Raw genomic sequence first — 13,325 nt, 5'->3', positions numbered from 1 at the left:
TTAGCGTTCGCGCTTTGTCGCTTTGATGGTACTGATCAGTTCTTGCAGCAAGGCGTCGCGCGCCGGATGTGCTTGTCCAGCTGCAGTGTTGCTAAGTGCTTCTGGCGCAATCAGGCGTAGTTGCTTGCGCTGTCTGGCCGTCAGTCCGTCGCCGTGACGCGCGAAATCCTGCGGCGGCGTGCCTTGCCAAAACAGCTGATGCCACCATTGCAGATCTTTACGGCAGGCCGGATGCCAGTGTGCTTGCTGTGCAGCTCCGGCATCGAGGGCACTGGCCAGGCCCAGCAGCGGCGTCTGATAACGGTCTTCCAGTGCATTCGCAATCAAATACAGTAAGCCACCCTGGTACACATCAGCAAAGTGCGTCTGCTGCAGCGCCTGTTCGGCGATGCAGTAAATTTTCAGCTGCTGCGGATGCAGCGTCTGTTTGTGCAAGGCCGGCCCGAAGTGGCTGAGTGCAAAATCCAGGCTACAGGCGGGGGCAAGCAATTGCACACTGGCGAAGTGCAGATCATTGCCACTCGCAATCATTTGTCCCGTCAGTAAAGCTCCGGCGCGGTCGCCGATCAGATGTATATCCAGCCTGATACCTTGTTCGTCACAGTCGCGTTGCAATTGACTCAGTACGCGTAGCAGCACATGCAGTGCACGTGGCGGCTGATCAGCCTGCGCTGCCAGCCAGGCATGGTGTTTCATCTGCGTCCAGCGCGCTTTCCAGCCCAGCGCATCGGCTTGCGCCTCGATGCTGCGGTTTAGCGCTGCGGATGAGCTTTGTTGTGCGTATTGCGTATGCAGTTCTTGTTGCAGCCCAGTGAAACCATTATTCCAGCTCATGAAGACCGGATAAATGCCTTGCGCCAGCCATGCTGTCGCACTGACTGCATTTTCCTGTATCTGCTGCGCTTCATCACAAAGGCCGCTTTGTGCGATCACTGCCAGCCTGAGCGGGCCACGCTGCTTGGTGTGGGTATGCCAGGTCAGTGGCGCCTGATGCGCGATATAGTCTACCGTGGCAGCCGCATCGGCAAATGGCAGCAACCTTTGTATCACGCGCGCGCTGCTGTCCAGGATCAGGCTCATGCTGTAAGCCTGATCCAGACTGAGCCTGGCGTTTTGCTGTGTCTGGCTTAACTGATGCTGGTGATGCTTGCTGTTGTGCCGGTAAGCCACAGGCAGCTTGCCGTGTTGTGTGCTGGACGTGCTGACAGGCACCCCGAGCGCGAAGGTCCAGGCATCGCTGCCATGTTGCAGCCAGTCTTCGTAAGGCAGAATAGCCAGCCCCTGTCTGCCCCAGTCACTCCCCCAGGAATTTTGCACGACAAAGCCCTGCGTGGTATAGCCAATCAGCGCAAACGCATGCATGCCCTGATTCTGCGCATGTGGCTGTATCACCGGTAAATCCAGCAGGCTGAGAACGGCAGGGCTGCGTCCAGCGCCCGGCTTTTTCGGATGATCCCAGCCTGCGTGCACTGCTGACGACACATATAGCGCACCGCTTTGCGCGATGGCGGCCTGCATGGCCGTGATATCGTCTTGATCGACACGGTAATACACGCCCAGCATACAACTCAGTGCATCGTCAGCCCAGCCCGGCTGTGGGGCTTCAAACGCTGGCACCTTGCCGTTCGCTTTGACCGTGTATGGCCACAGGCTGGCTGCACATACACCATGCTTGTGCCAGCCTTTTAGGGCACCTCGACAGCTGGAACCGGTGTAATCCTCACCTGGCCACTCATCGTAAAACTGCGCCAGGTGATACAGCATGCGCGCACTGCGCAGGCTGACTGGCTGGCCACGCAGCCAGTTCAGATAATGGATGACTGCAGCCAGCCCAAAGCCGGTACAGGCGCCATCACTGCCCTGATTCATGACATAGTTTGCCAGATAGTCCGGCCAGCGCTGACTGACGCAGGCTGCATCCGGAAATTGCTGCGGCAGATGACGCACCTCCGGTACAAAGCTGCGGTCGCGCAGATCGAGCCGGTCGGCATGCGCACCGGTTTGCAGTGCGACGCTGTAAGGAAGTTGGCTGAGTTGGTTTGAACGAGAAGACATGGGCAGGCTCCAAAACAAAGCCCCGCCTTGTTTCCAAGCCGGGGCTGTGCAATCTGACTGTACTATGTGTTAAGTACTAACAGCTTATTTTATTTTTTCGCTTCAGCGGATGCAGATGCAGAAGCTGGTACCGATGCCGCAGGTGCTGCTGTAGCGGAGGCAGAAGCCGATGCGGATGCAGATGCAGAAGCGCCGATGATTTCAATCTTTGCTTTCTTTTTCAGGTCTTCCAGCATCTTCTTCAGGTTTTCCTGTTGCAGCTGTTGGGTCAGACCCGCTTTGATGTCATCCAAGGCAGGAACGGTCACCGGACGGGTATCGTCCAGAATGATCACGTGATAGCCAAACTGGGATTTGACTGGCTCTTCAGTGAACTTACCTTTTTCCAGTTTAGCGACTGCATCACCGAATTCAGGCACCATGTTACGTGCATTGAACCAGCCCAGATCGCCGCCTTTGTCTTTAGAACCAGGATCTTTGGAATTGGATTTTGCCAGCGCGTCGAAAGACTTAGGATCTTTCTTGATTTTCGCGATGAGTTCTTTTGCCAGGTCTTCTTTTTCAACCAGAATGTGGCGTGCTTTGAATTCATTGCCGCCTGCTGCTGTTTTGAATTTGTCGTATTCTGCTTTCAGTGCTTCGTCAGTCACTGCAGCATTTTTCATATAGTCTTTGACGTAGGAATTAGCCAGGATAGACATACGTGTCATTTCCAGCTGTTCTTTGACTTCCGGTGTCTTATCGATACCTTTGTTGACCGCTTCCTGCGCTACGATGATTTGCATCGCGAGGTTGTCGATCACCATTTTGCGTGTTTCCGCATTGTCAGGCAGACCTTGTGCAGCTTGCTGCAACATGATCTGATCCAGTTGTTTTTTGCCGATAGGTGCGCCGTTGACGGTCGCAGCCACAGCATCCTTCTCTGCAGATGCAGAGGCAGCTTTATCTTTATCATTGCAAGCGCTCAGCGCGAACAGCGCAATGGCACTACCCAGAACGACGCGGGATTTGATCGACATGAATATTTCCTTAAAGTTGAACTGCTGTGCAGCGGATAAGCATTTTTGCATGAGCAACAGGCTCATGCATTCAAATTAATTTGACGCTGAATTCTACCTGTGAATTTGCCAAGTATTCACGCTTCCTTACTATTTGTAGCGAAAAAATCAGCAAAATCTGCGTAGATCAGGGTTTTCACCGTCTTTAGATGCGTACTCAGCAAGATAATTCCTTGCCTGAGCTAAAAAAATACCTGTCCATAGCGTACGTAATGGAACCAAGTGCAGCTTTGCGGTTCATAGTCAGGATCACAACAATTTACCTGAGGAGACCACGATGCACCTGCCTTCCCAACTGCTGTGCTGTCTGCTGCTGTTGACTTTACCCTACGGCTACGTGTTCGCTTCGGAAGAAAAGACTGATCTGGAGCTGATTAACCGCCTGCGCGATGAGGCGCTGAATCATCCTAAAGCGCATGAGCATCTGGGGGTATTGACCGACGAGATAGGCGCACGTCTGACCGGCTCTGCCGGGTTAAAGAAAGCGGTGGACTGGAGCCAGTCACAATTACGTCACTGGGGTTTGCAAAATGTGCACAGTGAGAGCTTTGCGCCGTTCGGGTTGGGCTGGTCGTATCAGCATGCGAGTCTGCGTATGCTAAGCCCGATGCCACTCGATTTGCTGGCGATTCCTAAAGCCTGGACGCCGGGTACCCGTGGTGTGCAGCGTGGCCGTGCGGTGATCGCCAGACTTAGCAGTGAAGAAGAACTGCAAAAATGGAAGGGCAAGCTCAGCGATGCATTGGTATTGCTGGATGAGCCGCTAAGCTTTAAGCCGCATCTGACGGGTGATGCGAAACGCTATACCGGTCAGGAACTGGAAGATCTGCAGAAAATGGAGTTGGAGCCTGGTGCTGCGCGTCGCGCTGATGGTCAGACATTTCAGAAGCAGCAGCAATTCCAGAAGAAACTACAAAGTTTTCTGAGTGCAGAAAAAGTGATCGCGACCCTGCATGTGTCGCGTGGTGAGGATGGCACGGTATTCGTACAGGGCGGCGGCTCGTATAAGATGGGCGAATCGGCACAGATTCCGGCGCTGGTGCTGGCGAGTGAAGCCTATAACCGGCTGTACCGTTTGCTGGAAAAAAAGAAGCCGGTCGAGTTGGAAGTGCAGGTCGACGCACGCTTTGAAGACGAAGATGCGCAGGCAGCAGTGAATGTGATCGCCGATATTCCGGGCAGCGATAAAAAGGATGAAATCGTCATGTTGGGGGCGCATCTGGATTCCTGGCATGGTGCTACCGGCGCGACTGACAATGCGGCTGGTGTCGCGGTGATGATGGAAGCCGTGCGTTTGCTCAAAGAGTCAGGCATCAAGCCGCGCCGCACCATACGCCTTGCGCTCTGGGGTGGGGAAGAGCAGGGCTTGCTCGGTTCCCGTGCCTATGTGCAGCAATGGGTCGCGGCGCGTCCGGACAGCACAGATCCGGCTGAAAAAACCTTACCTGTGTTTTTACGCAAACCGGCCGGACCACTGCAGGTAAAGCCGCAGCATGCAAAGATTTCTGCTTACTTCAATCTCGATAATGGCGCTGGCAAAATCCGTGGCATCTATGCTGAAAACAATGTGGCGGTCAAGCCGGTATTTGACGCCTGGCTGGCACCGTTTGCCGATCTGGGCGCGACCACCACCACCTTGCGCAAGACGGGCAGCACTGACCATGTGAGCTTCGACAGTGTGGGCGTACCGGGTTTTCAGTTTATTCAGGATCAGATGGATTACATGACACGTACCCATCATTCGAATATCGACGTGTACGACAAAGTGCAAAAAGCCGACCTGAGTCAGGCCGCGCTGATTGTGGCCAGCTTTGTGGCCCACGCTGCCAATCGCAATGAACTGTTACCGCGCAAACCCATGCCGAAAGATCCGCCTAAAGATACAACTAAAGATGCAACTAAGGATGCGGCCAAAGACGCGATTGAAAACAAAACTGAAAGCCTGAAATAAAGCGGCTGGCGCTGGCATACAATGCAGGCTGGCGTTGTTTAGAACTTTTTCAGAATAGGACTTGGTCATGACAGATACAGCAAATACCCCTGTGCCGGATACGCTGGAAGACATGCTGCCGGTCGGTATGATCAGCAGCGGTGGCAGCGTGGCGGCCGCGATGGCCAGTGTGGCGCAGGCTAAGCGCGGCTTGCCGGGCTGGGAAGCATTCCACTATGAAAGAGTGGCACCGCTGGAATATGAGATCACCGGCGGCATCGCAGTGAATATCGCCGGGGTTAAAAAATTTCAGGGTGAACATGACACGGTGCAGATCACGGAAACCGAGATCCTGAATGCGCTGCGTGCAGCTCAGCATCCGGCACAGCCCGATGTAATGAGCTTGCTGGAGCAGGATTTGCTGGCAGCCGATATTGGTCACAGCCGGACTGCACCGGCAGGCCATCAGCCTAAGTTTCTGAAGGTCGTGTTTGCACTGCCTGAAGATGAAGCCGGACGCCAGCGCTTGCTGCAGGCATTTCAATTACAAGCCAGCTTCTTCGGCGCCAGGGTACAGGCCTGTTCCCTGCATGATCATCATCCGGTGTGACAATGAAGCATCACCTATCCGCGCGAATTGCCACGCCTGTGCTGACTGCGTTGCTACATGGGCTGTTCTATTGCAGCACTGCGCAGGCTGCGCCGCCAGATGGCTATCAACTGGTCTGGCAAGATCTGTTTCAGGGGGAGCAGCTCGATCTGAAGCGCTGGACGCCAGCCAGCTACCTGCGCGACGCGGCGCAACTGACGGCAGACGCGGTCAGCGTGGATGCACAGGGTTTGCATATCCGTACTTACAGCGAGCAGGGTCAGCATTACAGCGGTTTTTTGAGCACCGCTGGCAAATATAGTTTTCGCTATGGCTATACCGAGTCGCGCATCCGCTTTCAGGATGCGCCGGGTGGACATTGTGCATTCTGGCTGCAGTCGCCTACGCTGGGAAAATGGACAGGCGACCCGCAACGCTCCGGGGTAGAGATCGATATCATCGAGCACAGACTGACCGATATGAAGGGCAAGGACGTGAGCCAGCTGGCCTCGTTTAACCTGCACTGGGATGGCTACCGCGAACAGCATCAGCATCTGGGTGGAAAATGGCTGTCGCCTGTATCGCTCGATGGCAGCTGGCATACCTATGGCTTATTGTGGACCCCGCAGGAATACGTGTTTTACGTCGATGGCACAGAACGCTGGCGTACCACACAGGCGATTTCACAGGTGGCCCAGGAAATCCGCCTGACCTGTGAGCTGAAAGACCGGGGCTGGGCCGGGCCCTTGCTGCCGCAAGGCTATGGCACGCGCGAACAAAGCCCATATCGTATGGATGTGGAGTGGGTCAAGGTCTGGCAGCAGCCATAAACCTGGTGCTGCCGCAAACATCAGCCGGAGAACAGTCATGCAAAATACATCGATGTGCAAGCCAGCTTCGCTGGCTGGAATGCTTGTGATGTTGTTTTGCTGTACCGGCCAGGCACAGGCCGACCAGGCGGCGGACACCTATGCCCTGGCTGAGCGTATCCTGGGGCAGCTCAGCGATACCCGCTACACCCATCGCGGCCAGACTGGCGCAGCCGCGCAGCCTGATATCGTGCAGCAGCAGGATGGCAGTTACCGGGTCGTTACCGATTGTTCAGGCTGGGTCAGCTATGTACTCAGCCGCACGGCACCGCAGTCTATGAACGCAATCCGTGAGTTCGCGCAACAATTGAAGGACAGGCAGAAATGGCCTCAGGCTTATGTGTATCAGCAGTTTTTTGCTACGCTGGGCAACGGTACGGCACAGGGCTGGCAAGGTGTGCGCGATTTGCGTGAGTTGCGTGCCGGTGATGTGGTCAGCTGGTGTCTGAATCAGCATTGCGTGAATGCGCCGCCAGATAGTGCGCAGGCAGCGGATACCGGCCATGTGATGATCGCAGCCGGTCCGCTGCAACCGCTGGAGGCCGACGCGCTGGTTCAGTTACAGACGCTGCTGCAACGTAAGCAATCCAGTTTGCCACCATCCACGGCAGTGGTCATGCAAATGCCTGTGATCGATGCATCGACGCTGCCCCATTATGCCGACAGCAGCCGCTCCAAAACGACAGGGACTTCGGGTCTGGGACGCGGCAATATTTACGTGGCATTGGACGAAGCCGGGCAGGTACTGGGCATACAGTTTCCGGGTGCCGCATTCCGCTATACCTATCGCGGGTCAGATGGCAGACAGCACACTCTGCATGTGAATGCGGCGCGGCCTTTTGCAAATACACCGGGGCAGTAAGCTGGCGCTGGCCGTGCTCAGGCGGTCAGCGCTACATCAGACTCAGGGCAAAACCACCGAAAAACCGCCAGCCACTTCACGGAACATGCCAGCATGCCCTTTGGCATAAGAAAAGGGGGTGACCACGATCAGATTGACGATTTTGCGCTGACTCACAAAGCCCAGAAAGCCAAAGAAATTCTTGCCTGGCAGACTGCCTTCATACACCACTTCATAACCATTGCCGCCCGCATTTGGACCTATGTGTTCTTCGACAAACTGCAGATCCGGTACTTCATTACTTTGCATCATGTCCTGAATGCCGCGTACATGCGCAAATTTGCGTGCTTCCATCAGAGACTTGGCGACACTCTCAATTTTATTTTTAGGAATATCCATCGCTTCCATACTGAGCGCCAGCGAGGTACCGGTTTCCGGACAAAACAATTGCAGCCTGCCGTCATCACTTTGATTCGGGATTTTTTCCCAGTGCCGGTCAGAGATAAAAGTAAATTCTTCGTGCGCCCAACGATTTGCCATCTGTGTTTCTCCGTATCGGCATCAGTCTGTGCTGATGCGCTGCTGTTCTCAAGGTAGCCACCGCTGCATCACGCGCCTGATTCAGGCCAGGGGATTGCAAGGTGGGACAGGCATTCTGCCGTATTTCAGCGACTTAGGGAACGGTGGCGGAGTTTGCGCAGCAAAAACCTAGTCAGTGTTGGCAATATTAAGTCAGGCACTTAACAATGCACCGCATGGCAGCGTAGTCACATGGGAGATGCTTGGCTTCCGCCAGAAATACATTTGTTGAGCGCCCAAACTACGCAAACACCCAACATCTCGCCCATGTTACTGTCAGCACCGTCAAACCCACGGAGAAGACAACCCAACGCGCCGCAACATACTCCCCTGAAGCAGCAACAGCCCGCATATCCAGCGTTTTTGCTGCAGCACGGCATTGAGTCAGCACAAAAATCCTCAGTCATCCAGTAATTTTTATCTGCAGAAACAGGTAAAGGCATTTGTCGCCTTTCGCAGTTTAGAGGATACTGGCGGCTGGCAATGAATTCGCAGTGATTTTCCCGTATCTTCCCACCCGAAGGAGAACGTATGACCACCACGCACTTCGTAGAGCTGATCGCTTATGCGCAAGCCCATCCTGGCCCTGCTGCTGACCGACAAGGTCCTTTTTTGGCAGCTTATTTCGAGAACACCGATCCCGACGAAATCACGACCCGTGGGCCAGCCACCCTCTTTGCACAGGCAAATGCGCATTGGCGTTTACTGGATGCACCACGTGCCGCCGCCACGCCTGCCGTCAGGGTGTTTAATCCTACGCTGGCCGAAGACGGCTTCGTGAGCGAACACACGGTCGTGCAGATCGTCAATGACAATATGCCTTTTCTGGTGGATTCGGTCACGATGGCGATTAACCGCAGTGGCCGTACCGCGCACTGGATCGTGCATCCGCTGATGAGCGTGCAACGCAATGCGCAGGGACAGATCAGTGCCGTCAGTTCGGTCGCGGCTGCCAAGGCTGCTGGCCGCGATGATCCGGTTGAATCGCTGATCATGGTCGAATGCGACCGCATCGTGAGTGCAGCGGATCAGCAGGTGTTGGCGAAAGAATTACTGGCGGTGCTGGCCGATGTACGTGCCGCTGTGACCGACTGGTCCGCCATGCTGGAACGTGTGCAGCAAGTCAGCAGCGCTTGTGAGAAGCATGCACCGGCGCAGACCGCCAATGAAGGCGTGGCCTTCCTGCGCTGGCTGGAAGACCGTCACTTTACTTTCCTCGGTGCGCGCGATTACGAGTTGCGCAAGGATGGCGATAAAGTCACGCTGGTGGCGATTCCTGAATCCGGTCTGGGTATTTTGCGTGGCAAAGTACAGACCAGCCTGGCTTATCTGCCGCCAGAAGTGCAGGCCATCATGGAGTCCGATGAGACGCTGCTGGTGACCAAGGCGATGACACGCGCCACCATACACCGTCCGGCCTGGCTCGATTATGTCGCGATTAAACGCTATGACGAACAAGGTAAAGTGATCGGTGAATCGCGCTTCCTGGGTTTGTACACGTCCACCGCGTATTCTGCACCGGTCAGCGAAATCCCGCGCGTACGTCAACGCGTGGCAGACGTCATGCAAAGTTCCGGCGTGGTGCCGCAAAGCCATGCAGCCAAAGCCTTGCAAGCGATTTTGGATGATTATCCGCGCGATGAGTTATTCCAGATCGACACTGCAACCCTGACGGAGCACGCGATAGGCATCCTGCGTCTGCAAGAGCGCCAGCGCACCCGTCTGTTCCTGCGCCGTGATCCGTTTGGCCGCTTCACTTCAGCGCAGGTGTTTGTGCCGCGTGACCGCTACAACACGGAATTACGCGTCAAAGTCGGCAACGAATTGATGTATGCACTCAATGGTCAGTCGATAGAATTCACGCCTATGCTGACCGATAGTCCGCTGGCCCGTATTCATTACCAGGTCAGAGCCAAGGAACGCGCACCACAAAATGTGAATCTGGGCGCACTCGAAGCCCGTATCGCCAAGCTGGCGCAGCGCTGGGAAGATGACTGTACTGCAGAATTACTGCGCACCCATGGCGAAGGTGGCGGGCTGGCGCTGGCCAACCGTTTTTCCGACGCTTTCCCAACTGCCTATCGTGAAGATTTCTCGGCGCTGGTTGGCGCCGAGGATGCAGAAATGCTGGCCAGCCTGACGCCCGCTGCACCGATGGTGGTCAAGCTGTATCGCCCGCTCGATGCGGAGGCAGGCGTACTGCGCTTTAAGATCTATAACACCAGCAAAGTCGCCTTGTCTGATTCCTTGCCGGTACTGGAGCACATGGGTGCGCGCGTGCTGGACGAGCATCCTTACCAGATCCTGAATGGCAATGACAATCTGTGGATACATGATCTGGGTCTGCAACTGCCTGCGACGACGGATTTATCCGCGATCAAGGGCAGGTTTGAAACCCTGTTCTCGCAAGTCTGGAAAGGCGATGTGGAGAGCGATGATCTGAACCGTCTGGTACTCAATACCGCACTTGATGCGCGCTCTATCGCTGTGTTACGCGCCTGTGCCCGCTACTTCAAACAACTGGGCTTTGCTTACAGCCAGACGTATATCGAAGCGGCACTGAATAAGAATGCCGCGATCACCCAGCTGATCGCTGAGTTATTTGGTGCCCGCTTTAAGCCTGATTTTGCGGGTGACCGTGAAACAGCGCAGCAGCAAATCAAAGAGAAGCTGGAAGCGGAGCTGGCCAATGTCGCCAGCCTGGATGAAGACCGCATCCTGCGCCAGTTCTACGCCACCATCATGGCGACCCTGCGTACCAATTTGTGGCAAACCACGGCCGATGGGCAATTCAAGCCTTACATGAGTTTTAAACTCAACCCGCGTGAAGTGCCGGGCGTGCCTGAGCCTAAGCCTTTGTTTGAAATCTGGGTCTATTCGCCACGGGTGGAAGGTGTGCATTTACGCGGCGGCAAAGTCGCGCGCGGTGGCTTGAGGTGGTCTGACCGGCGCGAGGATTTCCGTACTGAGATTCTGGGTCTGGTCAAAGCGCAGCAAGTCAAGAATACCGTGATCGTACCGGTTGGTTCCAAAGGCGGCTTTGTGCTGAAAAATGCACCGCCGGCGTCCGAACGCGAAGCCTATCAGGCTGAAGGCGTGGCTTGCTATAAGATCTTCCTGTCCGGCCTGCTGGACATTACTGACAATATCGTCAAAGGCGCGGTGGTGGCACCGGCGCAAGTGGTGCGCCATGATCCGGATGATCCTTATCTGGTGGTGGCGGCGGATAAAGGCACGGCGACTTTCTCTGATATCGCCAACGGCGTATCAGCGGATTACGGTTTCTGGTTAGGTGATGCTTTCGCTTCCGGTGGTTCGGTGGGTTACGATCACAAGAAGATGGGCATTACCGCGCGCGGTGCCTGGGAATCGGTCAAGCGCCATTTCCGCTCCATGGGCATCAATACCCAGACGACACCGTTCACAGTGGCGGGTATCGGCGATATGTCGGGTGACGTGTTTGGTAACGGCATGCTGTTATCGGAACAGATTAAGCTGGTTGCTGCTTTCGATCACCGTCATATTTTCATCGATCCGGCACCGGATGTGGCCACCTCATTTAAAGAGCGTCAGCGTCTGTTCAATCTGCCGCGCTCTAGCTGGGATGACTACGATAAGAAGCTGATTTCCGAAGGTGGTGGCGTGTATCCGCGCAGCGCTAAATCGATACGTCTGAGCCCTCAGGCTCGCGCCGTGCTGGGTGTGGAAACGGAAGAACTGACGCCGGTGGAATTGTTGCGTGTGATTTTGCAGGCACCAGTCGACCTGCTGTATAACGGCGGAATCGGCACCTATGTCAAAGCCACGTTTGAAACCCATGCCCAGGTCGGTGACAAGGCCGGTGATGCCTTCCGCGTCAACGGCAATGAGCTGCGCTGCAAAGTGCTGGCTGAAGGCGGCAACCTCGGCTGTACTCAGAATGGCCGCATCGAATTCGCGCAAAAAGGTGGCCGCATTTATACCGATGCGATTGATAATTCGGCCGGTGTGGATTGCTCCGACCATGAAGTGAATATCAAAATTCTGGTTGGTGCGATTGTTGAAGCCGGTGATCTCACGCTCAAACAGCGCAATGACTTGCTGGCCTCGATGACGGATGAAGTCGGCCATCTGGTGCTGACTGATAATTACTATCAAAGTCAGGCACTGGATATTGCCGCGCACCGGCCGCTATATGTGCTCGATGGTCAGCAAAGACTGATGCAGACCCTGGAGAAGCAAGGCCGTCTGAACCGCGCGATTGAATACCTGCCTAGCGATGAAGAAATCTTCCATCGCAAAGCGCGTAAGCAAGGCTTGACTGCACCGGAAGGTGCTGTGGTGCTGGCCTATGCCAAGATGTCGGTGTTCGATGAACTGGTGGCATCGAATTTGCCGGATGATCCTTTCTTCAGCCGTGCGCTCAAGGCTTACTTCCCGCAAGTTTTGTCTGAGCGTTTCGCCGACGCGATTGCAGCCCATCCGCTCAAGCGTGAAATCATTGCGACCTATATCACCAACACCGTGGTCAACCGCGCCGGTGCGACGTTCGTCAATTTCATCGCCTCTGAAGCCGGTGCCAGTGCTGCGGATGTGATCCGTGCCTTCACGCTGGCGCGTGAGATTTTCGATCTGGAAGTCTTGTGGGATCAGATCGATGCGCTCGATTACAAAGTCGATGGCAAGTTGCAGCTGGATCTGTTGTCGAAACTGATCGCCATCACCCAGCGTGCTTCGCGCTGGATGTTGCGTATCCGTGCCCAGAGCAGTGATATGCCTACCCTGATTCAGCGCTTCCAGCCAGCCGCACGTGAACTGCGTGGCCAGCTGGAAAACTGGCTGCCTGCTAATGCCCGTGCGGCCTGGCAGCATGAGGCCGATGCACTGACGCAGGCAGGTGTGGAAGCGAAACTGGCACAAGACCTGACCGCGCTGGAATTCATCTTCCCGGCACTGGATCTGGTCGATCTGGCTGGCAGCACTGGTAATGACATCGAAACCACCGCACGTGCGTATTTCGGGGTGGATGATGAGCTGGGACTGAGTGGCTGGCGCAATCAGATCAACCGCCTGCCGACGGATACGCTGTGGCAGACGCAGGCGCGTGGCAGTGCGCGTGATGATGTGTATTCGATTGCGAGTCAGATCACACGTGGCCTGCTGTCACGTCAGGAAACGCTGGCCGACTGGCGTCAGCGCCATCTGACAGCCATCGAACGCCTGAATACGCTGTTATCCACCATCAGCGCCCAGGCCGCCGATCTGGCACCGGTCTCCGTCGCGATGCGTGAATTGCGTCATCTGGCCTAAGGGGGCATGTGTCTGGTGTGCCCGGATTTTTTGAAGCAGGCACGCCGGGGATAACAAGCACGGCCGCAATATGATGGCAGACAGCCCGCTCAGCGAATACTGGGCGGGCTGTTGT

At 55.5% G+C, this 13,325-nt stretch carries 8 protein-coding genes; 5 read left to right on the top strand and 3 right to left on the bottom strand.

All coding sequences use genetic code 11. The features are described 5' to 3' along the window. Both H8K47_RS03025 and H8K47_RS03020 read right to left on the bottom strand, forming a co-directional pair. Entirely contained in the window at nucleotides 1-2,055 is a 2,055-nt protein-coding gene (locus tag H8K47_RS03025) for a C1 family peptidase (RefSeq protein WP_186879944.1), read from the bottom strand. An 89-nt stretch (nucleotides 2,056-2,144) separates the two neighbouring features. Next, a complete protein-coding gene (locus H8K47_RS03020) occupies nucleotides 2,145-3,074 on the bottom strand; it encodes a peptidylprolyl isomerase (RefSeq protein ID WP_186879943.1) in 930 nt (309 codons plus the stop codon). 316 nt (nucleotides 3,075-3,390) lie between these two features. On the opposite strand from H8K47_RS03020, the gene H8K47_RS03015 reads away from it, so the two are divergent. The 4 genes from H8K47_RS03015 (at nucleotide 3,391) to H8K47_RS03000 (ending at nucleotide 7,363) form a co-directional block, all read left to right on the top strand. Then, nucleotides 3,391-5,064 (top strand): M20/M25/M40 family metallo-hydrolase, encoded by a 1,674-nt coding sequence (locus tag H8K47_RS03015; RefSeq protein WP_186879942.1) that lies wholly within the window; start codon nucleotides 3,391-3,393, stop codon nucleotides 5,062-5,064. Nucleotides 5,065-5,131: 67 nt separating this feature from the next. Continuing rightward, the gene (locus tag H8K47_RS03010) at nucleotides 5,132-5,653 is read left to right on the top strand and encodes a hypothetical protein (protein ID WP_186879941.1); all 522 of its coding nucleotides are present in this window, start codon (nucleotides 5,132-5,134) and stop codon (nucleotides 5,651-5,653) included. A 2-nt stretch (nucleotides 5,654-5,655) separates the two neighbouring features. Then, on the top strand, nucleotides 5,656-6,462 hold the full coding sequence (locus H8K47_RS03005; protein ID WP_186879940.1) for a glycoside hydrolase family 16 protein: 807 nt from the start codon (nucleotides 5,656-5,658) through the stop codon (nucleotides 6,460-6,462). Nucleotides 6,463-6,499: 37 nt separating this feature from the next. Next, complete coding sequence (locus H8K47_RS03000) at nucleotides 6,500-7,363, top strand: hypothetical protein (RefSeq protein ID WP_186879939.1); 864 nt, start codon at nucleotides 6,500-6,502, stop codon at nucleotides 7,361-7,363. Nucleotides 7,364-7,405: 42 nt separating this feature from the next. Here the strand turns inward: H8K47_RS03000 and H8K47_RS02995 are convergent, their stop codons facing one another. Beyond that, the gene (locus H8K47_RS02995) at nucleotides 7,406-7,882 is read right to left on the bottom strand and encodes a hypothetical protein (protein WP_186879938.1); all 477 of its coding nucleotides are present in this window, start codon (nucleotides 7,880-7,882) and stop codon (nucleotides 7,406-7,408) included. 570 nt (nucleotides 7,883-8,452) lie between these two features. On the opposite strand from H8K47_RS02995, the gene H8K47_RS02990 reads away from it, so the two are divergent. Further along, nucleotides 8,453-13,210: an NAD-glutamate dehydrogenase gene (locus H8K47_RS02990; RefSeq protein WP_186879937.1), complete on the top strand. Its 4,758-nt coding sequence runs from the start codon at nucleotides 8,453-8,455 to the stop codon at nucleotides 13,208-13,210. The last annotated feature ends 115 nt before the right edge of the window (nucleotides 13,211-13,325 follow it).

The sequence above is a fragment of the Cognatundibacterium rugosum genome (assembly GCF_014284365.1).
Taxonomy (GTDB): Bacteria; Pseudomonadota; Gammaproteobacteria; order Burkholderiales; family Burkholderiaceae_D; genus Undibacterium; species Undibacterium rugosum.
The sequence above is the reverse complement of the archived record's forward strand: the minus strand, read 5'-3'. Positions and strand labels throughout refer to the sequence as shown.

Excerpts from the sequence above, each read along its gene's own strand:
- H8K47_RS03025 (WP_186879944.1), bottom strand. The coding sequence starts at position 2,055 with ATGTCTTCTCGTTCAAACCAACTCAGCCAACTTCCTTACAGCGTCGCA.
- H8K47_RS03010 (WP_186879941.1), top strand. The coding sequence starts at position 5,132 with ATGACAGATACAGCAAATACCCCTGTGCCGGATACGCTGGAAGACATG.
- H8K47_RS03000 (WP_186879939.1), top strand. The coding sequence starts at position 6,500 with ATGCAAAATACATCGATGTGCAAGCCAGCTTCGCTGGCTGGAATGCTT.
- H8K47_RS02995 (WP_186879938.1), bottom strand. The coding sequence starts at position 7,882 with ATGGCAAATCGTTGGGCGCACGAAGAATTTACTTTTATCTCTGACCGG.
- H8K47_RS03005 (WP_186879940.1), top strand. The coding sequence starts at position 5,656 with ATGAAGCATCACCTATCCGCGCGAATTGCCACGCCTGTGCTGACTGCG.
- H8K47_RS02990 (WP_186879937.1), top strand. The coding sequence starts at position 8,453 with ATGACCACCACGCACTTCGTAGAGCTGATCGCTTATGCGCAAGCCCAT.
- H8K47_RS03015 (WP_186879942.1), top strand. The coding sequence starts at position 3,391 with ATGCACCTGCCTTCCCAACTGCTGTGCTGTCTGCTGCTGTTGACTTTA.
- H8K47_RS03020 (WP_186879943.1), bottom strand. The coding sequence starts at position 3,074 with ATGTCGATCAAATCCCGCGTCGTTCTGGGTAGTGCCATTGCGCTGTTC.